Source organism: Sinomonas susongensis (assembly GCF_005877005.1).
In the GTDB taxonomy this organism is placed as follows: Bacteria; Actinomycetota; Actinomycetes; order Actinomycetales; family Micrococcaceae; genus Sinomonas; species Sinomonas susongensis.
On record NZ_SSNH01000003.1, the window covers coordinates 236,828 to 262,219 of the forward strand.

Consider the following 25,392-nt stretch of genomic DNA (forward strand, 5'->3'; position numbering starts at 1 on the left):
GAACCGGCTTTTGGACGTTGCGCCCGAGCTCCGGCTCAGATGTTGCCGAGGCTCGAGACGAGCTCGGCCTTGCCCTCGCCGAGGTGGTAGCAGACGCCGAGGACGGCGGTGCGGCCTTCCTCGACCGCCCGGGCGATGACCTGGGACGTCTCGAGCAGACGGTCGCCGGTCTGCTTGACGTGCTCGACGACCGTCTCGTCCACGGTCGTGGCGCCGTTGCGCTGCGCGGTGATGACGGACGGCATGATGCGCTCGACGAGGTCCCGCACGAAGCCCTGGGGCATGGTGCCGGTCGAGAACGCGTTCACGCTGGCCGTCACGGCACCGCATGAGTCATGGCCGAGGATCACGATGAGCGGGACCCCGAGCGGGTCGATCGCGTACTCGAGCGAGCCGAGCACCGCGTCGTCGATGACTTGGCCCGCCGACCGGACCACGAAGGCGTCGCCGAGGCCCAGATCGAAGATGATCTCGGCGGCCAGACGCGAGTCGGAGCACCCGAAGATGACGCAGAAGGGGTTCTGCGTCGCGACGAGCTCGCTGCGTCGGGCGGCATTCTGGTTCGGATGGATCGACATCCCGGCGACGAAGCGTTCGTTGCCGTCGCGGAGGGTTTGCCAGGCTTCTGCGGGGGTCAGGGTCTCAGACACGAGGCCACTCTAGACCCATCTGTCTACCTGTTGTCCGCATTGGTGTCATCGCAGCGTCACAACACTGGAGCTGCCGGCCCGGCGGCCCATCGGTGGGCAGCGCCGCGGGCAGGGCCGGTCTTTTGGCCCCCAGTACGGCCTATCGGCCCCCGGTGGCCGCGACGGCGGCGGCTACCACGTCGAACTCGGAGAAGCCCGCCGAGCCGCTCACGATCACCGTGGTCTTGCCGATCTTGCCCACGTAGCTCTTCTCGACTCCCGGCTTGTCGTAGAGCGTCCACGTGATCCCACCCGCGTCTCGGGTTCCGGTGGTGGGCGCCTCTTTGACCTGCTGCGTGATCCACGTCGGGTTCGCCATCGCCGTCTGCTCGATGGACACGAACTGCTGTTGGGGAGTGACCCAGCCGACGTCCCAGTGGTCGACGCCGTCGGAAGACCCCGACACCCAGCGCGCATAGTTCGCGGAATAGCCGGCAGGGAGCGACGGCGCGGCGGGGGAGAACCCGGCTACGCCCCTTGCGTCCGAAGCCACCGCGGAGACGTCGATCGTGGGGCGCTGCACCTGCGACCCCGAGTTCGCGCTGAGCAGCATGACAGGGACGATGGCGAGCAGGGACACGGCGAGGGCCATGATCATGCCGATGACCGAAGCGTTCGCGCGCTTTGCCGCGGCGGGGGTCAGGACCGGCTTCGCGATCGGGCGGTCGGTGCCGGGCTGGGCCTCTTCGTGCGTGCTGCTCACCCATCCATTGTCCCGCATCCCACGGGCCCGGCTGTCCCGCGTTTCCCGTCACATCCGGACCCATGTGACCCCCGTCATCGCAAGGGTGCGCTGCCGCCCCGCAGACTATGATCGAAAGAAATCCGACTCGAAGAAGAGGTCACCGTGTCCCCTGCGCCGATTGACAGCCAGTACTCGACCCTTTCCAGCTCTCTCACCCTCGGAGCCGACGAGCCGGACCGCAACCTCGCCCTCGAGCTCGTGCGCGTCACCGAGGCCGCGGCCATCGCCGGCGGCCACTGGGTGGGCTTCGGCGACAAGAACCACGCGGACGGCGCCGCCGTCGACGCGATGCGCTCGTTCCTCCACACGGTCCACTTCAACGGTGTCGTGGTGATCGGCGAGGGGGAGAAGGACGAGGCGCCCATGCTGTACAACGGCGAGCGCGTCGGCGACGGAACGGGTCCTGAGGTCGACGTCGCGGTCGACCCGATCGACGGCACCCGTCTCACGGCGCTCGGAATCAACAACGCCCTCGCGGTGCTCGCGGTCGCGGAGCGCGGCACGATGTTCGATCCCTCCGCCGTCTTCTACATGGAGAAGCTCGTGACGGGCCCCGAAGCGGCAGACCTCGTCGACCTCCGGCTCCCCGTCAAGCAGAACCTCCACCTCATCGCCAAGGCGAAAGGCGTCAAGGTCAACCAGATCAACGTGTGCATCCTTGACCGCGATCGCCACAAGCCGCTCGTCGAGGAGATCAGGGCCGCGGGCGCGCGCACGAAGTTCATCATGGACGGCGACGTCGCCGGCGCGATCGCGGCGGCGCGGGCGGGTACGGGCGTCGACGCGCTCATGGGCATCGGCGGCACGCCGGAGGGCATCGTCGCCGCGTGCGCGATCAAGTCGCTCGGCGGCGTGATCCAGGGTCGCCTGTGGCCCACGAGCGACGAGGAGAAGCAGAAGGCCCTCGATGCCGGCCACGACCTCGATCGCGTGCTCACCACGAACGACCTCGTGAAGAGCGACAACTGCTACTTCGCTGCCACCGGGATCACCGATGGGGACCTCCTGAAGGGCGTCCGGTACGAGAAGGACCGCGTGAAGACGCAGTCGATCGTGATGCGTTCCAAGTCCGGGACCGTCCGCTTCGTCGAGGCCGAGCACCTCGCGAGCAAGTGGGAGCCCTGGGCGCGTCAGGCCTGAAGCCCGGGCCCGTCCCAGTCCAGATCCGCCTCGGGCGGCTAGACTGGCCCGCGGCCTTTAGCGTTGCCCCACCACAGGAGGAACATGACCCCCCCGCCTAGCCTGACCGTCCGTGCCTGCACTGACCGGGGCGTCTGGGACAGCCTCGTCAACGAGCACGGCGGACACCCGCTGCAGCTGTGGGGCTGGGGCGAGGTCAAGGCCGCGCACCACTGGCAGGTCGAGCGCCTCACGGTCCTGGACGGCGACGCCACGATCGGAGGCGCACAGGTCCTGTACCGGGCGCTGCCGTGGCCGCTCAAGTCGCTCGCCTACCTCTCGCGCGGTCCCGTCTGCGCGCCGGAGGACGCCGCGAAGGTGGTCGACGCCGTCGCCCGCCACGTGCGCGCGACGCGGGGTTCGGTCGCCCTCGTCGCGGAGCCGGACTGGGACTCCGGCTCGGTGGGGGAGCAGCGCCTCGCGGCGGCCGGGTTCAAGCGCACCGAGAACACGATCCTCATCCCGCGAACCCTCATCCTCGACCTCACCCAGAGCGAGGACGAGCTCATGGCGGCGATGTCCCGCACGACGCGGTCGAACGTGCGCAAGAACCTCAAGAGCGAGCTGAAGTTCCGCCGGGTCGCGGGCGAGGAGGAGCTCGAGAAGATCCTCGCCATCTATCACGAGACGGCGAGTCGGGCAGGCTTCGGCATCCATTCGGACGCCTATTACCGGGACATCTGGCGCTGCCTGGGCGAGGACTCGCCGATCGTGGCGGCGTTCGACGACGGCGAGCCCGTGGCGTTCGTCTGGATCGCCAAGAGCGCGGGGACAGCGTTCGAGCTCTACGGCGGTGTAACCGCGGCGGGCCAGAAGGCGCGCGCGAACTATGGGGTCAAGTGGGCCGCCTTCACTGAGATGAAGGCCGACGGCTGCACGCGCTACGACCTCAACGGGCTCCTCAACGACGGCATTTCGGACTTCAAGAAGCAGTTCGCACCGCACGAGAACCTGCTCGCCGGGACCTGGGAACTGCCGCTCTCGCCCCTCTACCCGGTCTACGCGACGGGCATGCCGCTCGCCCGCCGGACCCTGCAGAGTGGCCGGTCCGCAGCCAAGGCAGCCGTCGGCCAGGCCAAGGCAGCCGTCGGCCGGGCCAAGGGTGCCCGCGGCCGGGCCAAGCAGCTCGCCGGGCGGTAGGCCGGCCAAAAGTGAACATCGGCCCGGGTGCGCTCTTCGATACCGTCGACCTCACGGGCGTGCTCGCGAACGCCATCCTGGGCGGGGCTGTGGCAAGGGAGCTCAAGCTCGACCCCGTGGGCTTCGTCGTGCTGGGCATCGTGTCGGGGTTGGGCGGCGGCCTCCTCAGGGACACCCTGCTGCAGGTGGGCTTCCCGGTCGCCTTCACGAACTCGGGTTATCTCATCTTCGCCATCGCGGGCGCCGCGGTCGCCTTCGTGCTGCCGCTCAAGGGCCGCTTCGCGCGAGGAGGCCTTCTCTTCGCGGACTCGCTCGCCCTCGGCTGCTGGGCGGCCACCGGCGCGGCGAAGGCCCTCGGGGCGGGGCTCGGGTGGCTCCCCGCGATCCTCCTCGGCGTCCTCACGGCCGTGGGCGGCGGCATGATCCGTGACATCGTGATCGGCCGCCTGCCCGTGATCTTCGGCGGCAACACCCTCTACGCCACGGGCGCGCTCATAGGGAGTGCCGAGATGACGCTGCTCATGAGCCTCGGGCACCCGACCTGGGGGATGGCGGTCTCGATCCTCACGACGTCTGCGATCAGCATCCTCGCGCGTTGGCGCGGCTGGGTGCTCCCGGCGCCCGGCGAGCTCCGGCTGCCGAAGCGCGGTCCGGGGAACGGGCAGCGCTAGGCGAGGTCCGTCCCGAGCCCCGTCGTGACAGCGAACGCGAGCACTCCGCCGTCGCCCGCGTGCGCGAGGGCGGGAGCTTCGATGTCCGGCACGAAGGCCGCCTGCCCACGCGAGACGACGAGGTCGCCCTTGGGGGTGTCGAGGGTGAGCGAGCCGTCCACGACGAGGACGACCGCGGCCCCGGCCTGCGCGACCGGCACCGGTTCCGGACTGGGGGCGCCCATCCCGGCCTCCGACGCCGGGACGTGGATGCGCTGGAGCTGGAACTCCGCGAAGCCCGGCCGGTAGAGCTCCTGGCCGAGGGCAGACTCGTCGGCCTCGACCGTCGGCAGGGGGAGCGAGCTGAAGTCCACCGTCTCCAGGAGCTCGGCGACGTCGACGTGCTTCGGGGTGAGGCCCCCGCGCAGCACGTTGTCCGAGGAGGCCATGACCTCGATCCCGAGCCCCGAGAGGTAGGCGTGGACGTTGCCCGCATCCAGGGCGAGCGCCTCTCCGGGCTCGAGGGTGACGCGGTTGAGCAGGAGGGAGACTAGGACGCCCGGATCCTCGGGGTACTCGCGGGCGAGCGCCGCAACGGTGAGGAGCCCGGCGTCGTCCGTCGCGGACGCTTCGATAGCGGCTGCGGCCGCTTGCACGGCGGTCCGCACCTGGCTGCCGCCTGCCATGAGCCGTGCGAAGGCCTCCCGCAGCGCCTCGCCCTCGTCCGGGCCCCGGAGGAGCTCCGCGACCTGCTCCGTGACCTCTGCCGCCTCGTGTCCGGCGAGCAGTGCGGTGAGCACCTCGAAGCGCGCCGCAGCGTCCGCCGTCGCCCGGAACCCGCACAGGGCCTCGAAGCGGCTCAGCGCGAAGATCATCTCGGGCTTGTGGTTGTCGTCCTTGTAGTTGCGGTGCGGCGCCCCGCGGTCGACGCCGGCACTCTCCTCGGCCGCGAAGCCCGCTTGAGCCTGTTCGAGGGTCGGGTGGACCTGGAGCGAGAGGGCGTGGTCGGCGGCGAGGACCTTGAGGAGGAACGGGAGTCGCGGCCCGAACGCCGCGATGCTCTCGGCACCGAGTGCAGCCTCGGGGTCGCGGGCGATGAGCTCGTCGAGCCCGCCGCCGTCTTCACGCTCCGCTCCCGGGCCCTCGGCAGGAGCTTCGGCCTCCTGCTCACCCGCTTCGCCGACGACGCGCGACGGCGAGTCCGGGTGCGCGCCGATCCACAGCTCGGCCTCGGGCCCTCCCGAGGGTTCGCGTCCGAGGAGCTCCGCTATCGCGGTGGTCGAGCCCCAAGCGTAGGGGCGGAGGGTGTTCAGCAGGAGGTGCATGGGCTGCTCTGGCTGCCTCTCAGGTAGGTCCACTAAAGGGAGAAGGGCTCTCCCGGCGCGGCTTCCGGCGCGAGCTGGGCCGGTGCGTCCTGCGCCGGTGCGTCTCGTGGCGCGAACACTTCCGCGACCTTGCTCCGCAGCGATTCGCCCTTTCGCGCCGCCGTGGCATTGAGTTCGTCCGCAAAGCGCGAGAGGTCCGCCGAGAGCCGGTCGGCGAGGGCGTCGGAGCCTGAGGCGAGGATCCGCACCGCGAGGAGCCCCGCGTTGCGAGCTCCGCCGATCGAGACGGTCGCGACCGGCACGCCGGCCGGCATCTGCACGATCGAGAGGAGCGAGTCCATCCCGTCGAGAGTCTTGAGCGGGACGGGGACGCCGATGACCGGGAGCGTCGTGACGGCCGCAAGCATGCCCGGAAGGTGGGCTGCCCCGCCGGCGCCCGCGATCACGACGCGCAGCCCGCGCTCGCGCGCCGAGGCTCCGTAGGCGACCATCTCATGCGGCATCCGGTGGGCGGAGACGACGTCGGCCTCGAACGGCACACCGAACTCCGCGAGGGCCTCTGCTGCGGCCTCCATGACGTTCCAATCGGAGTCGGACCCCATGACGAGGCCGACGAGCGGCTGGACGGCTCCGGGGGTGCTCACGCGGTCTCCTTCGTGTCGCTGTGGGAGTTGGTCTGGAAGTCGGCACTCGCTAGGCCGTCGCGAACGACGCCGGCGACCCGGGCGGCCCGGGACCGCAGTTCCTCGGGGTCATTGCCCCCCCGGCCGACAAGGTTCACGTGGCCGATCTTCCGGCCCGGTCGGACCGACTTGCCGTACGTGTGGAGCTTCGCGTCGGCGTCGGCCGCGAGGGCCGCGGGGAACGCGGAGTAGAGGTCGTTGTTCTCGCCGCCGAGGATGTTCTTCATGACGGCCCATTCTCCGAGCACGCCGGTGCCCCCGAGCGGGAGGTCGAGGACGGCGCGGAGGTGCTGCTCGAACTGGCTCGTGACGCAGCCGTCCTGCGTCCAGTGGCCTGTGTTGTGCGGGCGCATCGCGAGCTCGTTGATGAGGAAGCCGGGACCGCGGCCCGGCGTCTCGAAGAGCTCGGCCGCCATGACGCCCGTGACGCCGAGCTCGGTGGCGATCGCGAGAGCCGCAGACTGCGCGGCCTCGGCGACGGCGGGATCGAGGTTCGGGGCGGGCGCGATGACTTCGTCGCACACGCCGTCGACCTGCACGGTGTGGACGACGGGCCACGCCCGGGAGGCGCCGCTCGGGGTGCGGGCGATGAGCGCCGAGAGCTCACGCGAGAACGGGACCATCTCTTCGGCAAGGAGCGGGGTCATGGCGCCGAACCAGTCAATCGACGCAGCGGCATCCGCGGATGAGCCGAGGACGCGGACGCCCTTTCCGTCGTAGCCGCCCCTAGGGGTCTTGAGGACGATCGGCCAGCCGATCTCGTGGCCGAACGCGACGAGGTCGTCGACGTGGTGGACTGCGGCCCAGCGTGGGTTGGGGAGGCCGAGGCGGTCGACGGCGGCGCGCATCCTGAGCTTGTCCTGCGCGTGGACGAGCGCGGCGGGCCCGGGCTGGACGTTGACTCCTTCGGCCATGAGCGTCAGGAGGTGCTCGGTCGGCACATGCTCGTGGTCGAAAGTGAGGACGTCGACGCCTCGGGCGAACGCACGCAGGTCGTCGAGGCTCCGGTAGTCGCCCACGGGTGCGGTCGCGACGGCCGGCACCGCTGAGACGTCCGCGGCCTCGGCCAGGACGCGCAGTTCGATACCGAGGGCAGTGGCGGGAGGAGCCATCATGCGGGCCAGCTGGCCGCCGCCGACGACTCCGATCACAGGGAAACTCACCCGCCAAGCCTACCGAACCCGTTGCCCCTGGCTGTGAACCCTGAGAACTGCCTGAGGGCACTTCCTGGTTCGCGCGTAGAATGTATCCCTGAGCGTCGCGCGGCCAGATCCTCCCAGAGCTTCCACGGCTCCTGGGTCCCGCTTCTACGGCTCGTGAAGCGGCACTTGGGGCCTGGCTTCATGGCCGGTCCTGCCGCCGACGACAGGCCCGAGGCAAGGGGCCGCAGTGCACGGACTCGGAGGAACATGATCAACGCCATCTCGGATCGATTGAACGGTCTCGTCTCGCTCTTCTGGCGGGAAGTGGCGAAGTTCGGAGCTGTCGGCGGCATCGCGTTCGTCGTCGACTCCGCCATCTTCATCTGGCTCCTCAACGGTCCGCTCCACAGCGGCGAGGTCTGGGCCAAGTCGATCGCGACGATCGTCGCGAGCATCTTCTCGTGGGTCGCGAACCGGTACTGGACGTTCCGTCACCGCAAGCAGGCGAACGTCGTGCGCGAGGCAGTCCTCTTCGCCGTCATGAACGGCGTGGGCCTCCTCATCGCTGCCGGCTGCGTCGCCTTCACGAAGTACGTCCTGCTCATGACCGACAAGGTCTCGATCTTCGTCGCCGGCAGCGTCGTCGGCCTCATCCTCGGCACGATCTTCCGCTTCTTCGCGTACCGCTTCTGGGTGTTCAACACCGAGCTGGACGCCGAGCCCGGCTTCGAGGTCGACCACGAGATCATCGAGGGGCACCACGAGTCCGGGCACCTGGCCGCCGCGGGCGAGTCCGCGCAGGGCGGGACGGCCCACGGAGGGCACGGACCAACCGAGCAGCGCGAAGCCTAGCGCCAGCGCCTACCCGGGCCGTCGAGCGCTTACCCGGCCGTCCCGCGCCTATCCGGCAGTGATTCGCTCGGTGGCGCGCAGGTTCGGTGTGTCCTCCACGTCCGGGTGGCGGAGGACCGCTGAGCCGTCGGCCGCCCAGACGCCGAGAAGCGTCGCGAGCACCTCTCGCAGCGGCCGCCCCCCGTCCACCAGCACCCTGGCGCCCGGCTCGGCAGCTCGGGCGAACTGCTCAAGCAGCCCAGACTGTGTGATCCGCTCTCCGTCGAGCTCCGCGGCGACATCGTTCCCCGCGGGTGGATCGAAGGGCTCGAAGGAGTCGGCGAACTGGCGCACGAGTGCGGCGTAGTCGATGTCGCCCGGCGCAAGGACGCCCCGATAGGCGAGGTCGAGTGCCCCGAGGGCGACGACGACGCGCACCCCTGAGCCTTCCCGCTCCTGCCCGGCCTCGGCCGAGAACACAAGGTCGGCGGCGCCGTCGACGAGCACCGCTCCCGCCTGCCAGGCCCCTAGGGCGATGACCGCGCTCTTCCAGTGCGGGGGAAGGTCCATGCGGAAGCGCACGCCGGTCTCGGCGTCGAGCTCCTCCGTGAGCAGGTTCGATGTCTTGGCCGCCCAGTTGTCCAGCACCCGCCCGGAGAGCTCGACCCGTTCGGCATCGGGGCCGTACCAGGTCAGCCTGGGGGCCGAGGAGTTCCCTCCACGGAGTCGGTGAAGGACGGTGGCGACGGTCGATTCCATGGCTCTATTGTGGCCTGACCTCGGACGTCGTTCCCTCCACGGTTACTCCGAGCCCACGCGCTCGGGCGTGGCGAAGCCGGATCCGGCAATTTCGCTCGCTACAATTCCCGCCCCCCGCTTGACCGGACCGACTTACACACGTGTAATTAGAACCGGACAGCAACTGCGCCGGCAGATGGGGCCAAGCCGGGAGCCTCCCGGAGTCTGGTGCCTTTTCAGGCAGGCAGGCGTGGACGACCACCGAGGAGGAGCACCGTGGGACAGGCGGAGCGTTTCCAGAACGAAGAAATCGAGGCCGCACAGGCCATGTACGCGCATCCGCGGGGCATTCCCGCGGACTGGTACGTGGACCCGGCCGACCCTGAGGCGGGGGAGCGGTATCGCGAGATGTCGGCCGCCGCCCTCGAGGATGCGGCAACCGCGTTCCTCGCCGAGCATGCGCTGGGCGACGCCGCGCTCGACGGCGGCGACCTCGCCGACGACGACGCCGACGAGCCGGGCGACGAGCACGAGGCCGAGGTGGTCTCGCTGCTCGATCGGCAGGCGCCCGGTCGGCCCACGCCCGAGCGCGTGCCGATGGCGCGTCCGGTGGAGCCGGTGTGGCTGACGCTTCTGCAGTCGGCCCCGCCGATCGACGGCGAGCTCGCATGGCAGGCCGACGCGCTCTGTGCGCAGACCGATCCCGAGGCGTTCTTCCCCGAGAAGGGCGGCTCGACCCGGGACGCCAAGAAGGTGTGCGGCTCGTGCACCGTGCGGGCCGAGTGCCTCGAGTACGCGCTCTCCAACGACGAGCGCTTCGGCATCTGGGGCGGGCTGTCGGAACGCGAGCGCCGCCGCCTGCGCAAGCGGGCGGTCTGATCCTGGACGGCGTGCACGTCACCGCAGTCGTCGTCGCCCAGGACGGCGCCGGCTACCTCCCGCGTACCCTCGCGGCCATTGCCGCGCAGACACGTCCCGCGGACGTCCTGATCGGCGCCGACGCGGCCTCCCGCGACGGCTCCGGGGACATTCTGCGCCGCACGCTCGGCGCCGACTCCGTCGTCGACGCCCCCGCGGCCTTCGGTGCCGCGGCAGCCGCAGCCCTCGCCGCCGCACCCCGTCCCACGGGCGGCGCGGGCCGCAACGACGAATGGGTCTGGCTCCTCCATGACGATGCGGCTCCCGAACCGCGCGCTCTCGCCGAGCTGCTCCTCGCCGTCGAGCGCGCCCCAGCCGTCGCCGTAGCGGGCTGCAAGCAGCTCGACTGGGATGAGCCGCGCCGGCTCGTCGACGTGGGGCTGTTCGCGAGCCGCTGGGCCGAACGTCTCCCGCTCATCGACGACGATGAGCAGGATCAGGGACAGTACGACGACCGCAGCGACGTGTTCGCCGTCAACTCGGCGGGAATGCTCGTACGGCGCGACGTGTGGGATGCGCTCCGGGGCTTCGACCCCGCCCTTCCGTCCACAGGCGACGACATCGACTTCTGCTGGCGGGCCCGCCTCGCCGGACACCGCGTGGTCGTCGTGCCGGCCGCCCGAATGCGTCACGTGACGAACCGGCCCGAGAACGCAGCGACGCCCTTCGCCGAGCACCGCGCAGAGGTCTACACGCGGCTCAAGCACGCCGCGATCTGGTCGCTGCCGCTCCACTACGTCGGAGCGTTCTTCGCCGGATTCTGGGCGCTGATCCTGGGGTTCATGAACAAGGAGCCGGGCGTGGGGCTCGCGCGTTGCGCCGCGGCCCTTGCAGCCCTCGGCGGCGTCGTGCGGCTTGCGCGCGGGCGCCGGTCCGCTTCCCGGACCCGCGCGGTGTCCCGCGGCACCGTTCGCGGTGTCCGCGCCTCGCGCGAGGAGATCCGCAGCCACCGGCGCGCCTTCCTCGAATACGCCGACCCCGATCTCGTCATCGGCGACGGGTCCGGCAGCGACGACGCGCGCTCGGAGCCGACCGGCGACTCCGACGACGACTTCGCCTCGCTCGCCGTCTCGGCGCGCGGCTGGGCTGGCACGGGCGCGGTCGTGGTCGCTGTCCTCGCGCTCGTGAGCTCCGTCCTCGCCCTCATCCCGCTCCTCGGAGCCCAGGCCGTCGCCGGCGGAGGGCTCCTCCCCGTATCGACCGAGCTCGGCGCCATCTGGCAGCACGCCACCTCCTGGTGGACGCAGCTCGGCGCGGGAGAGCCCGGTCACGGCGACCCGTTCGACCTCGTCCTCTGGGCGCTCGGCGTCCTCGGCTTCGGGGACCCGAACCGCGCCGTCGTGTGGACCCTTGTGCTCGCCCCCGCCGTTTCCGGCGTCGGAGCGTGGGCCTTCGCGTCCACCCTCACGTCCCATCGTTGGCCTCGGGTTGTCGCAGGCCTCGTCTGGGCGGCGGCCCCCGCGCTCCAGGAAGCCGTCGCGCAGGGGCGTTTCGGCGCCGTCCTCGCGTTCGTCTTCCTCCCATGGGCCGCGCTTGGCGTGGTGCGATCTGTCGGTGCGGCGAGGGTGCGCGGAACCGTCGGAGTCGAGCGGACTCCTCGCCCCGGATCGGGCGGGGTCCCGTCCTGGACCGCTGCAGCCGCCGGCGGCCTCGCCCTCGCGGTTGTGACGGCGGGTTCGCCGAGCCTGCTGGCGCTCGCGGTCGTCGTCGTCGTCATCCTGACGGTCGCGCTGCGACGCCGCGCGCGTTCGCTGTGGTTCATCCTCGCGCCGTCGGTCGCGCTCTTCCTCCCGGTTTGGGCCTCGTCGCCCGAGGACCCCCGCGCGTGGATCGCCGACCCCGGAGTTCCCGCGGCCTATGCAGCCGCGGCGCCTTGGCAGCTCGTCCTCGGGCAGCCGGTCGCGTTCGATGCCCGGGCGGGCCTGAACGGCGTGGGCTGGCTCCCCGGAGGAATACCGTGGGCGCTCCTCGACGCGCTCCTCGTAGGGATCCCGGTGCTCGCAGCAGCGGTCGCGGCGATTGTGGCCCTCCCCGGGCGCAGGGGCGCGCTTGCCCGTACGGCTGGCGTCGTCGCGGTCGCCGCGCTCGCCCTCGCCTGGGGCGTCTCGCGCTTCCCGGCAGCGGTCTCGGGCGACAGCCTCGTGCCCCCCTTCGCCGGCCCGGCCGTCGGGGCGGCCGTGCTCGCCCTGCTCGCCGCCGGAGTCGTCGGCGCGGACCGGGTGCTCGACCGCCGCGAGTCGGCAGTCCAAGCGCGCGCGCCACGATCCACGGGTGCCGCTCGGCTGCTCGTCGTCGGAACGGTCGGTCTCGTCGTGGCTCTCATTGTCGCGGCAGCCGGCCCGGCGCTCGGCCTCGCGCGCTCGGCAGTCGCCGGGATTGCCCCGGTCGCCGCACCCCAGGGAAGCCTCGGTGGCGCCGTCCAGGTCACGCCGAGCCAGACCCGCACCCTTCCCGCGACCGCGAGCGATCTCGGGCTCGGTGCCGAGCAGACGAAGACCCTCGTGCTCCGCAGCACCCAGCAGGGCGGCTTCACGGCGGCCCTCATGCGCGGGTCGGGCACGACGCTCGATGCACTGACGTCCGTCGCCTCGGCGAGCCGAATCACCGGCAGCCTCCTGTCGCCGTCCATCGCCGCAGACGACGCCGCCGACGCGACGATCCGGCGCGCCGTCGCCACCGTCTCCAGTTCGTCGGGAGTGGATCCGCGCCCGGATCTCGAGGCGCTCGGCGTGGGCTTCGTCGTGCTCCAGCAGCGCGATGCGGCCGACGCCGTCACGGCGTCGCAGATGGACGCAGTCCCAGGGCTGACTGCGGTGGGGCAGACCGACGTCGGCTGGCTCTGGCGGGTGACCCCGCCGGGCCAGCAGCAGGCTGCAAAGGACCCGGGGATTGCCCACCGGGGGAGCATCGTCGACTCGAAGGGCAATGTGGTCGGCACCGTTGACTCCGGGCCCGAGTCGGTCCAGGCCACGGTGCCTTCGGGACCCGACGGTCGGCTGCTCGTCCTCGCCGAACGCAGCGACGCCCACTGGTCGGCCTGGATGGACGGCCGTCGGCTCACCTCGACAACGCAGGGGTGGGCGCAGGCGTTCACCCTGCCGGCGTCGGGCGGACAGCTGCAGGTCCGCTACGACCAGCCTGCCGCCTTCCCGCTCGGGCTCCTCGCAGCAGCAGTCCTCGCCATCGCCGGGCTGACGGCCATCCCGACCCGCGCCGCACCTCGGCGCCGGAACTCGCGCCGCCCGGGCGCCGCGAGTGCACGTCGGGCCGCCCCGGCCCGTGCGGACGTGGAACCCGAGACGCCCGGTCCCGGTGCCGAGGGCGGCACGACGCATCCGGACCCTGCCCCAGGCGCCCGCCATAGCGACGCCCCGGGGAACGAGTCAAGCGACCAGTATCCGCGTCGCGACAAGACAGCAAGGGATACCAATGACGCCCGAGTCTAAGGCGCGCCGTTCCAAGGCGGGCACTTCCACGGCGAGCAGTTTAAAGGCGAGCGGTCGGACCAAGCGCCGCCTGCGCCGCGCCCTCGGTGTCGCCGCGGGCGTCGTCGTCCTCGGTGCGGGGACGGGGCTCGTGGTCGCGGCCGGCGCCGTGCCCGCGCCCGCGGGCCTGCGCCCCGGAACGGCCCCCGCGGTGGACGTTCCGGTGGGCCAGACCGTTGGAGTCTGCCCCGGTCCGGCAGAGTTGCTGCAAGGCACCCCGGCCCAGGGGGATCCGCAGTTCAGCGCGGCGAGCAGCACTGCGTCGAGCACACTCACGGCGGCGGTGCTCGGCGAGCCGTCGGGCGCGCTCCCCGCGAGCTTGATCAAGGGCGTCGACGGCTCGGTCCTGCAGAAGGTCAGCGACGGGCAGAAGGCACCGGTGACACCGCCAGCGGCCGCTCCCGCCGTGATCGCGACCCGTGCGACGACCGGTGCGGCCCTCCTTTCGACGGCGGCGCTCGACGGGCGCCCGTCGTCGGCCGCTGCGCTCTTCCGCTACAGCGCGACGGACGGGGACCTCCGTGGCCTCGCCGCAGGGCCGTGCGCCTCGCCCTCGAACGACCTCTGGCTGGGCGGGGCGAGCACCCTGGTCGGCCGCACATCGGTCCTGTACCTGACGAACCCGTCGACGACTCCCGCGACTGTCGATCTGGAGTTCTTCGGTGACCAGCCGCTCGGCCAGGCTCCGGCCGGCAGCAGGGGAATCCAGGTGCCGCCGGGCAGCACCAAGTCCTTCGTGCTCGGAGGCTTCGAGCCGGGGCAGCGCAACGTCTCGGTCCACGTCCGCAGCTCCGGAGGCCCCGTCGCTGCCGTCATCCAGCAGAGCACGCTTCGCGGGCTCACGCCCGGGGGAGTGGACTTCCTCACGCCCGTCGCAGCGCCTTCGACCCGCGCGGTGGCTGCCGGCATCGAGCTCCAGGATCCCGCGGCGTCGCGCGACCTCTCCTCCCAGCAGGGCTTCGACGACGCCACGGCTGCCCTTCAGGTGACCGTGCCCGGCGCAGTGAACGCAGTCGTCCAAGTGCGCGTCTTCGGCCAGAACGGACCGGTCACGCTTCCTGCGGGCGCGGTGTTCACCGCGAGGGCGGGATCGGTCACGGAGATCCCGCTCACGGGCCTGCCCGCTGGCAAGTACTCGGTCGCGGCGGCGTCCGACGTCTCGTTCACGGCAAGCGTCCGGATGGTCAAGGGGACGAGCCCCACCGATCCCTTGGACTTCGCCGTCTCGGGCGCACAGCCTCGCCTCGGCGACGGGCACGTGGTCCCGGTCGGCGTGACGGGCCTGCGGACCCTCGTTTTCGCGGTACCGGACGGGAAGGCCCGCGTGACCGCCACGCCGATCAGCGACGACGGCAAGGTGCACGCCCCCGTGACCCTCGACATCGCGGGGGGCACGACCGCGACGCTCCAAGTGCCGAGCACGGTCGACGGCGCGAAGACTGCCGGCTACTCGATCTCGTCCTCCGGCGATCCGGCCTACGGTTCGCTGCTCCTCGAATCCGACCAGGGCGACGGGATCGCTGTCGCGTCGATCCTGCCGCCAGCTGGGGGACGGGAATCAATCCCCGTCACGCTGGGCTACTGAGGCGCGCTCGGCTGCGGAGCCGCGCTGGGCTGCTAAGCCGGGCTGTCACCCTGCTTCGGCGGCAGGCCTGATGGTCAGCGGTAGCCCCGGTAGTCCGCGGCAGGCCTGGTAGTCAGCGGTAGCCCCGGTAATACGGGTCGAGCGACTCGGGTTCGACGTTGAGGAGCGCAGCCGTGTACTCGACGACGACGTCGTGAACGAGATCCTGGGCCTCCGCGGGGGAAGGCGCCTCGGTCTCGACGACGCGCCGGAAGATCGTGATGCGTGCGGGACGGCCTTGGGCGGCGCGGGTGACGTTGCCCTGCGGGACGCGCCCGCCGTCGCGGAGGATCTTCTCGAGCCCGGGCGGGATCTCCTCGACGACGTACTCGACGTTGTCGAGCTCGCTGCCGCGCAGCTCCTGGAGCCGATCGGCCGAGTCGAGCACCCAGTCCTCGAACCGCTCGCCGCGAGTGCGGCTCCCGGGCAAGATCGCGGGCATGATCTCGCCGCGCAGCCCGCGCCCGTGCCGGTTGCGACGGCGCTCCCGGAATCCGCGGGGGCCCGCGCCCTGTTCGCCAGCGGGCGGGAGGGGGCGGATGCTCAGGCCCGCAGGGCCCGGCGTGGAACGATCCTGCATGTATCGACTGTAGACCCGGCCCCCAGCCGGCGCTAACCGAAGGTCATCCTTGCCCGAGTCGCTCACGACGCAGGCGCCGAGCGCAGAGTAGGGTACTGGCTGTGCGAGAAGTCCGCCATTGTTCCCGATCGGCCTGCCGCGAGCCCGCGGTTGCGACGCTGACCTATGTCTACGCGGATTCCACTGCTGTGCTGGGGCCGCTCGCAACGTTCGCCGAACCGCACACGTATGATCTGTGCGCGAAGCACGCGGACAAGCTCACCGTCCCGCGTGGCTGGGAAGTCCTGAGGCTTGCGCTTCCGGCTCGGCAGCCGAGCCCCGACGACCTCCTGGCGCTTGCGGAGGCTGTCCGGGGCTCACGCGAGGACGACGACGCGCCCGCCGAGGCCCCCCAACGCACCAATCGGGAGGGCCAGGCCATGCTGACGCCGCCCGCCGGCGTCGACATCCCGTCCGGCAGGCACCTGCGGATCCTCCCCGAACTGCACTGAGCCGGTAGGCTTGGCCCATGCCGTACATCAGTTCTTCGATCCTCGCTGTGCTGCGCTGTCCCGTGACGGGCACCGCACTGGTCCAGGAGGGCGACGAGCTCGTGGCCAGCGCGGCCGGACCCGACGGCGTGGTCCCGCGCTACCCGATCGAAGACGGCATCCCCGTGCTGCTGCCCCCGGCTGAAGCCCCGGCAGGCTCTTAGGGCAGCGCCTGCCCGGGCCTTGCGCGGCAGCCTTCCGTTCCGCCGAGCCCGCGTCGCCGGTCCTTCCAATATCCCATTTCTGTTCCGTACCCTTCACTTTCCGCCTTCAGGAGCACCCGTGACCTTCGACTACCGCGTCGCCGACATCTCGCTGCACGAGGCAGGCCGCCACCAGATCCGCCTCGCCGAGCATGAGATGCCGGGCCTCATGGCCCTTCGCAAGGAGTACGGGGAGTCGCAGCCGCTCAAGGGCGCCCGCATCGCGGGCTCGCTGCACATGACAGTGCAGACGGCCGTCCTGATCGAGACGCTCGTTGCCCTCGGGGCCGAGGTCCGTTGGGCGTCGTGCAACATCTTCTCGACTCAGGACGAGGCCGCCGCCGCGATCGTGGTCGGCACCGGCACCCCCGAGCATCCGAACGGCGTCCCGGTCTTCGCCTGGAAGGGCGAGTCCCTCGAGGAGTACTGGTGGACGGCCGAGCAGATCCTCACGTGGCCGGGCGCCGACGAGGACCCCGAGCTGGGACCCAACATGATTCTCGACGACGGCGGCGACGCGACGCTCCTGGTCCACAAGGGAGTGGAGTTCGAGGCGGCTGGGGCCGTTCCGCAGGCCACGCCGGAGGATCCCGAGGAGTACCGCATCATCCTCGATGTGCTTCGCGCGGGGCAGGAGCGGGACCCGCAGAAGTGGACGCGCATCGCGGGCCGCATCCAGGGCGTGACGGAGGAGACCACGACCGGCGTCCTCCGCCTGTACCAGCTCGCCGAGCAGGGCAAGCTCCTGTTCCCCGCGATCAACGTCAACGACTCCGTCACGAAGAGCAAGTTCGACAACAAGTACGGCATCCGCCACTCGCTCCCGGACGGCATCAACCGGGCCACGGACGTCCTCATCGGCGGCAAGGTCGCCGTCATCTGCGGGTACGGCGACGTCGGCAAGGGCGCCGCGGAGGCGCTTCGCGGTCAGGGCGCTCGCGTCATCGTGACGGAGATCGACCCGATCTGCGCCCTCCAGGCCGCAATGGACGGCTATCAGGTGGCCCGTTTGGAGAGCGTCCTCGGCGAGGGCGACATCTTCATCACGACGACGGGCGGCAAGGACATCATCATGGCCGAGCACATGGCCGCGATGAAGGACAAGGCCATCGTGGGCAACGTGGGCCACTTCGACAACGAGATCGACATGGCCGGCCTCGCGAAGTGGCCGGGCGTCCGGAAGATCGAGATCAAGCCGCAGGTCCACGAGTGGGTCTTCCCGGCCGAGGAGCAGGACGGCCAGTCGGCACGCGAGGGCGGCGCCGGGCGCGGAGAGCACTCGATCATCGTCCTGTCGGAGGGTCGTCTCCTGAACCTGGGCAATGCGACCGGCCACCCCTCGTTCGTCATGAGCAACTCGTTCGCCAACCAGACGATCGCCCAGATCGAGCTCTGGACCAAGCACGGACAGCCGGAGGCCGAGCGCGAATACGAGAAGAAGGTCTACGTCCTCCCGAAGATCCTCGACGAGAAGGTCGCACGACTTCACCTCGACGCCCTCGGCGTCGAGCTCACGGAGCTGACGAAGGACCAGGCTGAGTACCTGGGCCTCGACGTGGCCGGCCCGTACAAGTCTGACCACTACCGCTACTGATCGGCGTGGAAGAGATGCGGACCGAGGAAGCCTCCGGCGAATCCGCTCCCGGCGCGCCGGGCGCAAGCGGAGCCGGGGACGGGGGGACGACGGCGCCGGCTCCGCGGAAGCGGTGGCCCGCCGGGAAGACGATCGTGATTGCGGCCGTCGTACTCGCACTTGCGCTCGGCGGCGGCGCGTTCGCGGCCCTGTGGCCGCACGCCACGTCGATCGGGTCCGAGGCCGGTACAGCGGTCCGGAGCCAGCCGGGCGCGGTGTTCCCCGTGGTCCAGCCGGCGACGGCCGTCACGGCTCCGGTAGCGGACGCCACGGAGGTCAACCCTGCCGCGCCTGTCACGGTGACCGCGAAGAACGGAACCCTCGACAACGTGAGCCTGAGGTCCTCGACCGGCGATGACGTGGAGGGAACGCTCGGATCGGGCCGCACGGTCTGGACGTCCACGGGCCAGCTCACCTTCAACAGGACCTACACGCTGAGCTACACGACCCTCGATGCTGCAGGGCGCACGACGACGGCGACGTCGACGTTCAAGACCGTCTCGACTGCCAATGAGGCCGACGCGGCGATGTACCCGCTCGACGGGATGAGCGTCGGCGTCGCGCAGCCGATCCAGCTCACCTTCAGCGAGCCGGTCAAGAACAAGAAGGCCGTCGAGAAGGCCATCACGATCACGTCCACCTCGGGACAGACGGGCGCGTTCCACTGGTTCAGCGACACCGTGGTCCGTTACCGCCCCGAGCAGTTCTGGGCCGCTCACAGCACCATCAGCGTCAAGATGGACCTGTTCGGGGTGGACCTCGGGAACGGCCAGATCGGGAACTTCTCGAAGACGGACACGGTGCACATCGGAGACAAGCGCACCGCCGTCGCCGATGCCCAGGCCCACACCTTCACCGGCTACGTCAACGATCAGCCAGTCCAGACCTGGCCCGCAACGCTGGGCGACACCCGCTTCCCTTCGGCCAAGGGCTTCCTCGTGCTCATGGAGAAGCAGCGCAAGGCGCACTTCGTTGCCGCCTCGATCGGCCTGAAGCCCGGTGACCCCGCCAACTACGGGGAGCTCGACGTCGAGTACGCGACCCGTCTCACCCCGAGCGGCGAGTTCATCCACCAGGCCACCGACACGGCGTTGCCATATCTCGGAGTGGCGAACGTCTCCCACGGCTGCATCGGCCTCGGGCCCGACGGCGCGTCATGGGTCTTCAACAACATGACGACTGGCGACGTCGTCCAGGTCGTCAACACCGCAGGCGACTTCGCGAACTTCAACGACGGCTTCGGAGACTGGAACATCCCGTGGTCCCAGTACGCGAACGGCTGAGGTCGCAATTCCCGCTCTTCCGGGCCGTTCCGAGCCGATAACGCTTCGGCCACAGGGCGGCCTACTTCCGGTCGGCGACAGGTGGGACCGGCTACCGTGGGACAGAGGACAGACCACACTCGGGTCCGCCTGCGTCGCGGGCCCATGAAGCTTCGAGCGGATGATGCATGTGACGGAAGACAGGCGTGACCTCGAGCCGGAGGTGAACCTGGACGATTCCCAGGACACCGAAGAGCCGGCCTTCGACTGGATGCGGCCTTCCGGGCGCCGCTCCGCCACTGACAGTGCCGCTCCCCGCCGGGACGGTGCTGGGCAGGACGAGAGCGCTGCGCAGAACGACAGTGCGCTCAGGAACGACAGCGCAGCCAGGAACGACAGCGCAGCCAGGAACGACAGCGCAGCCAGGAACGACACCGCAGTCAGGAATGAAAGTGCGCTCAGGAACGACAGCGCAGTCAGGAACGACACCGCGCTGCAGAACGAGAACAGCACTGCACCGCAGGAGAAGGCGTCCCGAGAGCCCGTGGCGGAGCCGCTAGCCGACCGCCGGGAGCCGTCGCCGACGTCTGCGCTCCAGATGCGCCCGCCCGAGGACGAGGTCCGGCGTCGGACGGCGCAGCGCGAGGCTGCCGCTCAGGCCAAGCCGGTGGCCCCGCGGGTGCTGCAGGTCCTCATGGCGATCTTCCTGCCGTTCCTTCTGCTCATAGCTGCCGTGCGGGTCGTCGCGACGCCCGCGTTCCTGTGGCTCGAGTACTTCCGCCCGGGCTTCCCGGGCGACGGCTACGGCTTCTCGATGGACGACCGCCTCACGTACGGCTCGTACGCCGTGGACTACCTTTCCAACTTCGCGGGCCGACGCTATCTGGGAGACCTGGTCCAGTCCTCGGGAGCGCCTCTGTTCACGGATGCCGAGGTCAGCCATATGGCGGACGTGAAGTCCGTCATCTTCATCGCCTACGCCGCGGGCCTTGTGCTCCTCGCGTTCTTCGTCGTCGCGTTCCTCGTGCTCCGGAAGCGGCCTGGCGCATTTGCCCGGGGCCTGTTCGCGGGGGCCATTGTCACGTTCCTGATCGTGGCGGGCCTCGCCGTCCTCGCGTTCCTGGGCTGGGAGCAGTTCTTCACGGACTTCCACCGCATCTTCTTCTCGAAGGGCAACTGGACATTCCAGCTGTCCGACACGCTCATCAGGCTGTTCCCGTCGGAGTTCTGGGTGGATGCCGCGATCGTGATCGGTGTCCTGACTCTCCTCGTGAGCTCGCTCATCATCATCTTCGCGTGGCCCATCAAGAGGAAGGCCCCGGCGCCGGAGACCCGCGCGTCGCGCAGCGAGGCCGCCTAGGGACGTGCTGGGAGCGGCACGCCCCCGTGGGCAGCCGCTCCCTCAGGAGCAGACGTCCCTCAGGAGCAGCCGTCCCTCAGGAGTAGAGCGCCTCGACCTCGTCGTGGCACTCCGCGAGGATGGCGTCGCGCTTGAGCTTGAGGGACGGGGTGAGGTTCCCGCCCTCGATGCTCGGCGAGATTCCGACGACGGCGAACTTGCGGATGCTCTCGGCGCGCGAGACGAGTGCGTTGGCGGAGTCGACGGCGGCCTGCAGCTCGTCCAGGACCTCGGGATCGGTCGCGGCCGCGTCGGCGTCCAAGGTGCGGCCGCGCTCCCGGCACCATGAGGCAAGCCCGTCGCGGTCCAGGACGATGAGGGCCGCGACGAACGGCCGCCCCTCTCCGACCACGACCGCATGCTCGACGAGCGAGCTCTCCCGGACCGTCTCCTCGAGTGGCTCGGGTGCCACGTTCTTGCCTCCGGCTGTCACGAGCACGTCCTTCTTGCGCCCGATGATCGTGAGGAAGCCGTCCTCATCGAGGCGTCCGAGGTCGCCGGTGGGGAAGTAGACGCCGTCCGCCTGGTCGTCCGAGTGGGCCTCGTTCCCTTCGTCCGAGGACCCGTGGTAGCCCGCGAAGACGCCGATGCCTCTCACGAGGACCTCGCCGTCGTCGGCAATCTTCACGGAAGTGCCGGGGATGGGCCGGCCGACGGTGCCCACGCGCACGGCGTCGACGGTGTTGACGGTGCACGGGCCCGTCGTCTCAGTGAGCCCGTAGCCTTCGAGCACGGGAACCCCCACGCCCCGGAAGAAGTGCGCGAGCTGCGGGCTCAGCGCTCCACCGCCGCTCACTGTGGTCTCGAGCGCGCCGCCGAACACAGAGCGCAGGCGCGCGTACACGAGGCGGTCGAACACGGCGTGCTTGAGCCGGAGGCCGCGGCTCGGACCCTCGCCGCGGCCTGCGGCGGCGTCGTCGAGCGAAGCCGAGTATTCGCGTGCCACGGCGGCCGCTCGGGTGAAGACGCCGGACCTTCCCGAGCGGACGGCCTGTTCCCGGGCCCCCGCGTAGACCTTCTCGAAGATGCGCGGCACGCCCAGCAGGAAGGTGGGCCGGAAGCTCCGCAGGGTCGAGAGCAGGTCGTTGGGGCTGCTGTACGCGACCGTGACGCCGGCGGCGAGGCACACCACCTGGACGGCGTGGGCGAGCACGTGGGCGAGCGGAAGGAACATGACGGTACGCGCGTCGGGGGACGCGAGCGGCACGGGCAGGTGTGGGATGAGGTTGTCCGCGAGGTCCACGAAGTTCGCGTGCGTGATGACGCAGCCCTTGGGGCGGCCGGTGGTGCCGGAGGTGTAGACGATCGTCGCAGGGGTGCGGAGTCCCGCCGCAACCCGGTGCCGTTCGAGCTCGGCGTCGCTCACGCCCTGGCCCGGCCCGGCGAGGCTGCTGAGCGTCGCGCCCTCACCGTCCAGGGCGAGGGACGTGATCTGGATGAAGCGTTCGGCGAGCTCGGCCGAGCCCTCGATGACGCCCGAGACCATCGGCACCAGCCCAGGCGCGGCGAAGACCCGCCGGGCGCCGGAGTCCCGGAGGATCCATTCGATCTGGGCCGGTGAGTCCGTCTCATAGACAGGGACGGTCGCGCCGCCCGCGTACCATACGGCGAAGTCGGCGAGCGTCCACTCGTAGCTGCTGGGGGCGAGGATCGCGACCCGGTCGCCGACCCCGAGGCCCCCCGCGACGAGTCCCTTTGCGAGCCAGCGGACGTCCGCGAGGAACTCGGCCGCCGTGATCCGGCGCCGGGACGTCCCCTCGCGCAGTGCGTAGACGGGGCGTTCGGGGGACGCGGCGGCGCGCTCCAGGAGGAGATCGGTGACGTTGGTGCCCTCGGGGCGGGGCGGCGCGAGGAGCGGCGTGCCGGACTCGGTGCGCGCGGCGACGTCCCGCGTTGAAGCGTCCACAGCGCCCTGCCTTCCGTCGGCCTCGGTCATGCCCATTCTGCCCGCCTCACACCCAGCTCGGCATCCACATGTGCATGCGCCAGTCGAGATACGTGATGGTCTCAGCGGTCCAGATCGGCATGAAGTAGGCCGAGACCGCCACGACGAGGACGAGGTACACGCCGACCCCGAGGAACCCTGCCTGCCGTCGCCACGGCGGGTCCGTGGGCCTGCCGAGGATGTGTCCGAGCACGTACGCGAGGACGAGGATGAAGAACGGTTCGAACGAGACCTCGTAGAACGCGAACATCGTGCGCTCGGGGTACATGAACCACGGCAGGTACCCGGCAGCCACGCCGCACAGCAGCCCGCCCGCACGCCAGTCCCGGCGCCCAGCCCAGAGGAGGACGGCGATCGCGAGGGCGATCGTCCCGGCCCACCAGATGAGGGGGTTGCCGACGGAGAGGATGGCCAAGCTGCAGCGGTCCGCGCCGCAGCCGCTGGGCTCGACGTAGTAGAACGACGTCGGGCGGCCCTGGACGAGCCAGCTCCACGGGCTCGCAGCGTAGGGGTGGCTCTCGCTCAGGCCCGTGTGGAACGCGTACGCCTCGAGGTGATAATGGGCGAGCGAGCGCAGCGATGCGGGAACCCAGGACCATGTGGGATCCGGGTTGGCGTCGGCCCAGTGGCGGAAATATGCGTCCGAGGAGAGGAACCAGCCGGTCCACGTCGAGAGGTACACGACGCCGCCCACAATGACAATGCTCGCGAAGGCGAGCGGAGCGTCGCGCACGACGGCGGCCGGCAGCCAGGCGCGGATGCCCGCCGTGCGGCGGGCGCTCGCATCCCAGAGGACCGTGAGCAGCCCGAACGCGAGGACGTACGCGAGGCCCGACCACTTGACCCCGACCGCGCAGCCGATGCAGACCCCCGCGGCGATGCGCCACCAGCGAATCCCGAGCCAGGGGCCGGCAGCGAGGGCGGTCGCGGGGATCCGCCCGCTCGGCAGGGCCGACGCGGCGAGCCGTGCCGCGAGCCGTCGTCGCCCGTCCTCGCGGTCCTTGAGGAGCGCGCAGAAGGCCGCAAGCAGCCAGAACGAGAGGAAGATGTCCAAGATCCCGATGCGCGACATCGTGATGTCGTGGCCGTCGACGGCGAGCAGGAGGCCCGCTGTTCCCGCGAGGACGGGGGAGCGGAAGAGTTTGTACGCGGCCCACGCGACGAGCGCGACGGAGAGCGTCCCGAACAGGGCGGAGGAGAACCTCCAGCCGAACGAGCTCGACGGCCCGAAGAGCCACATGCCGAACGCGATCATCCACTTGCCCAAGGGCGGGTGCACTACGTATTCGGGCGAGGACAGGATGCCGCTGAAGTTCCCCGTGACGAACAGGGAATTGGCGTTGTCGCTCCAGTTCTTCTCGAAGCCGAAATGCAGGTAGGAGTAGGCGTCCTTGACGTAGTAGGTCTCGTCGAAGATGAGGGAGTGCGGGGTGCCCAGGTTCACGAAGCGGAGGACGCCCGCCACGACGGCGCACGCGAGCGGGATAGACCAGTACAGCGTTCGTTCGAGGCGCGGCCAATCGCGCCAGCGGTCGAGGGGACCGAGGAGCCGTTCGCGCAGCTCGGCGGCCGTCTGGGCAGCGGGGGGCCGAGGGGCGACCCACCGGCGGCGGGTGTTCCAGCCGAGCTGCGGCTCGCGGGTGTCGGTGGCGGCGCTCATCCCGGCCCATGCTACCGGCGTAGTCTGAGCGGGTGCGTGAATCAGAGCCGGACCGCGGGCGTGTGGTCCTCGCGGCGACCCCGATCGGCAATCTGGGCGACGCGAGCCGTCGGCTGGTGGAGCTCCTCGGCGAGGCGGACGTGATCGCCGCCGAGGACACCCGCCGGCTGCACCGCCTCGTCCAGGGCCTTGGCGTCCAGCCGGGCGGCCGCGTCCTGAGCTATCACGAGCACAATGAGGCATCGAAGACCCCTGAGCTCCTCGACGAGGTGCGGGCTGGCCGGACGGTGCTCCTCGTGACGGACGCCGGGATGCCGAGCGTGTCCGATCCGGGCTATCGGCTCGTCGAGGCCGCCATTGCCGAGGGGCTCACTGTGACAGCGGTGCCGGGGCCGTCGGCGGTTCTCACCGCGCTCGCGCTTTCGGGGCTGCCGACTGACCGCTTCTGCTTCGAGGGCTTCCTGCCGCGGAAGGCGGGGGAGCGGGCCGCGCGGCTGGCGGACCTGGGGGGCGAGCGCCGGACCATGGTCTTCTTCGAGGCTCCGCACCGTCTCCCGGTGATGCTCAGGGCGGTCGCGGATTCCTTCGGCCCCGAGCGGCCCGTCGCCGTCTGCCGCGAGCTGACCAAGACGTACGAGGAGGTACTGCGGGGCACGGCCGGCGAGCTGGCCGCGTGGGCCGAGTCGGAGGAGGTGCGGGGCGAGATCGCCGTCGTCGTCGGTGGCGCGGCCGAGACGGAGCCCGCGAGTGCCGAGGACCTCGTGGACGCCGTCAACCGCCTCGTGGCGGACGGCGCGCGGCTCAAGGACGCCGTGACGGCCGTCGCGGCGGACGCCCGGGCCAGCAAGCGCGAGCTCTACGCCGCCGTGCTGGCCTCCCGCTAAATCCGTCGCTCGATCTCGGAGGCTCTCCCTTGGAATGACGGGGAAGTTGACTGTGCACTCGCACAGGAGCCTTCCGGAGTTGTCGTGCACGCGTGCGTAGACACCTGCGGGGTATGAGCCTAGCGTTGAACAGGAACCCAGGGGCCC

At 70.6% G+C, this 25,392-nt stretch carries 22 protein-coding genes; 13 read left to right on the forward strand and 9 right to left on the reverse strand.

Translation table 11 applies throughout. The annotated features are described in order from the left end of the window. Window positions 1-35: 35 nt before the first annotated feature. Complete coding sequence (locus E6A21_RS06330; protein ID WP_138443293.1) at window positions 36-650, reverse strand: carbonic anhydrase; 615 nt, start codon at window positions 648-650, stop codon at window positions 36-38. Window positions 651-789: 139 nt separating this feature from the next. Beyond that, window positions 790-1,392, reverse strand: a complete 603-nt coding sequence (locus tag E6A21_RS06335; RefSeq protein WP_171041287.1) for a DUF4245 domain-containing protein — start codon at window positions 1,390-1,392, stop codon at window positions 790-792. Window positions 1,393-1,536: 144 nt separating this feature from the next. Between E6A21_RS06335 and glpX the strand changes: the two genes are divergently transcribed. From glpX to E6A21_RS06350, 3 genes are all read left to right on the forward strand, one after another. Continuing rightward, window positions 1,537-2,574, forward strand: a complete 1,038-nt coding sequence (glpX, locus tag E6A21_RS06340) for a class II fructose-bisphosphatase (protein WP_138443295.1) — start codon at window positions 1,537-1,539, stop codon at window positions 2,572-2,574. Between the two features lie 84 nt (window positions 2,575-2,658). Next, a complete protein-coding gene (locus tag E6A21_RS06345) occupies window positions 2,659-3,753 on the forward strand; it encodes a lipid II:glycine glycyltransferase FemX (protein WP_138443296.1) in 1,095 nt (364 codons plus the stop codon). Between the two features lie 11 nt (window positions 3,754-3,764). Further along, window positions 3,765-4,424 carry a trimeric intracellular cation channel family protein gene (locus E6A21_RS06350; RefSeq protein ID WP_138443297.1) on the forward strand — a complete coding sequence of 220 codons (660 nt, stop codon included), beginning with the start codon at window positions 3,765-3,767 and terminating at the stop codon, window positions 4,422-4,424. Here the strand turns inward: E6A21_RS06350 and manA are convergent. The 3 genes from manA to E6A21_RS06365 are packed head-to-tail and all read right to left on the reverse strand — an operon-like array spanning window position 4,421 to window position 7,574. Then, the gene (gene manA / locus E6A21_RS06355) at window positions 4,421-5,728 is read right to left on the reverse strand and encodes a mannose-6-phosphate isomerase, class I (RefSeq protein WP_138443298.1); all 1,308 of its coding nucleotides are present in this window, start codon (window positions 5,726-5,728) and stop codon (window positions 4,421-4,423) included. The two genes, E6A21_RS06350 and manA, sit on opposite strands and share 4 nt — an antisense overlap. A 32-nt stretch (window positions 5,729-5,760) precedes the next feature. Beyond that, entirely contained in the window at window positions 5,761-6,330 is a 570-nt protein-coding gene (gene purE / locus E6A21_RS06360; protein WP_138443349.1) for a 5-(carboxyamino)imidazole ribonucleotide mutase, read from the reverse strand. A gap of 38 nt (window positions 6,331-6,368) precedes the next feature. Further along, window positions 6,369-7,574 (reverse strand): 5-(carboxyamino)imidazole ribonucleotide synthase, encoded by a 1,206-nt coding sequence (locus E6A21_RS06365; RefSeq protein WP_138443299.1) that lies wholly within the window; start codon window positions 7,572-7,574, stop codon window positions 6,369-6,371. Window positions 7,575-7,820: 246 nt separating this feature from the next. Between E6A21_RS06365 and E6A21_RS06370 the strand changes: the two genes are divergently transcribed. Then, complete coding sequence (locus E6A21_RS06370; RefSeq protein WP_138443300.1) at window positions 7,821-8,405, forward strand: GtrA family protein; 585 nt, start codon at window positions 7,821-7,823, stop codon at window positions 8,403-8,405. A 48-nt stretch (window positions 8,406-8,453) separates the two neighbouring features. On the opposite strand, the gene E6A21_RS06375 is transcribed toward E6A21_RS06370, so the two are convergent. Continuing rightward, window positions 8,454-9,143 carry a TIGR03089 family protein gene (locus E6A21_RS06375; RefSeq protein ID WP_138443301.1) on the reverse strand — a complete coding sequence of 230 codons (690 nt, stop codon included), beginning with the start codon at window positions 9,141-9,143 and terminating at the stop codon, window positions 8,454-8,456. Between the two features lie 255 nt (window positions 9,144-9,398). Between E6A21_RS06375 and E6A21_RS18125 the strand changes: the two genes are divergently transcribed. Genes E6A21_RS18125 through E6A21_RS06390 form a run of 3 tightly spaced genes read left to right on the forward strand, consistent with a single transcriptional unit; the run spans window position 9,399 to window position 15,110 of the window. Then, window positions 9,399-10,001, forward strand: a complete 603-nt coding sequence (locus tag E6A21_RS18125; RefSeq protein WP_138443302.1) for a WhiB family transcriptional regulator — start codon at window positions 9,399-9,401, stop codon at window positions 9,999-10,001. Between the two features lie 11 nt (window positions 10,002-10,012). Continuing rightward, window positions 10,013-13,486, forward strand: a complete 3,474-nt coding sequence (locus tag E6A21_RS06385; protein ID WP_171041288.1) for a glycosyltransferase family 2 protein — start codon at window positions 10,013-10,015, stop codon at window positions 13,484-13,486. Continuing rightward, a complete protein-coding gene (locus tag E6A21_RS06390) occupies window positions 13,470-15,110 on the forward strand; it encodes a DUF5719 family protein (protein WP_212745882.1) in 1,641 nt (546 codons plus the stop codon). Before E6A21_RS06385 ends, E6A21_RS06390 begins: the two co-directional genes overlap by 17 nt. A gap of 112 nt (window positions 15,111-15,222) precedes the next feature. On the opposite strand, the gene E6A21_RS06395 is transcribed toward E6A21_RS06390, so the two are convergent. Continuing rightward, window positions 15,223-15,729 (reverse strand): metallopeptidase family protein, encoded by a 507-nt coding sequence (locus E6A21_RS06395; protein ID WP_246036233.1) that lies wholly within the window; start codon window positions 15,727-15,729, stop codon window positions 15,223-15,225. A 101-nt stretch (window positions 15,730-15,830) separates the two neighbouring features. On the opposite strand from E6A21_RS06395, the gene E6A21_RS06400 reads away from it, so the two are divergent. The 5 genes from E6A21_RS06400 to E6A21_RS06420 all read left to right on the forward strand — a co-directional run bounded on the left by E6A21_RS06400 (window position 15,831) and on the right by E6A21_RS06420 (window position 20,717). Beyond that, entirely contained in the window at window positions 15,831-16,220 is a 390-nt protein-coding gene (locus tag E6A21_RS06400; protein ID WP_138443304.1) for a DUF3499 domain-containing protein, read from the forward strand. 17 nt (window positions 16,221-16,237) lie between these two features. Next, a complete protein-coding gene (locus tag E6A21_RS06405; protein ID WP_138443305.1) occupies window positions 16,238-16,423 on the forward strand; it encodes a Trm112 family protein in 186 nt (61 codons plus the stop codon). Window positions 16,424-16,541: 118 nt separating this feature from the next. Then, complete coding sequence (gene ahcY, locus E6A21_RS06410; protein WP_138443306.1) at window positions 16,542-18,056, forward strand: adenosylhomocysteinase; 1,515 nt, start codon at window positions 16,542-16,544, stop codon at window positions 18,054-18,056. A gap of 14 nt (window positions 18,057-18,070) precedes the next feature. After that, a complete protein-coding gene (locus tag E6A21_RS06415; protein WP_138443351.1) occupies window positions 18,071-19,378 on the forward strand; it encodes an Ig-like domain-containing protein in 1,308 nt (435 codons plus the stop codon). Between the two features lie 160 nt (window positions 19,379-19,538). Next, the gene (locus E6A21_RS06420; protein WP_246036235.1) at window positions 19,539-20,717 is read left to right on the forward strand and encodes a TIGR01906 family membrane protein; all 1,179 of its coding nucleotides are present in this window, start codon (window positions 19,539-19,541) and stop codon (window positions 20,715-20,717) included. Between the two features lie 76 nt (window positions 20,718-20,793). On the opposite strand, the gene E6A21_RS06425 is transcribed toward E6A21_RS06420, so the two are convergent. Both E6A21_RS06425 and E6A21_RS06430 read right to left on the reverse strand, forming a co-directional pair. Next, the gene (locus E6A21_RS06425; RefSeq protein WP_138443353.1) at window positions 20,794-22,692 is read right to left on the reverse strand and encodes an AMP-dependent synthetase/ligase; all 1,899 of its coding nucleotides are present in this window, start codon (window positions 22,690-22,692) and stop codon (window positions 20,794-20,796) included. 16 nt (window positions 22,693-22,708) lie between these two features. Continuing rightward, window positions 22,709-24,361 carry a dolichyl-phosphate-mannose--protein mannosyltransferase gene (locus E6A21_RS06430; RefSeq protein ID WP_138443307.1) on the reverse strand — a complete coding sequence of 551 codons (1,653 nt, stop codon included), beginning with the start codon at window positions 24,359-24,361 and terminating at the stop codon, window positions 22,709-22,711. A 32-nt stretch (window positions 24,362-24,393) separates the two neighbouring features. On the opposite strand from E6A21_RS06430, the gene rsmI reads away from it, so the two are divergent. Continuing rightward, window positions 24,394-25,245 (forward strand): 16S rRNA (cytidine(1402)-2'-O)-methyltransferase, encoded by an 852-nt coding sequence (rsmI, locus tag E6A21_RS06435; protein WP_138443308.1) that lies wholly within the window; start codon window positions 24,394-24,396, stop codon window positions 25,243-25,245. Window positions 25,246-25,392 lie beyond the last annotated feature (147 nt).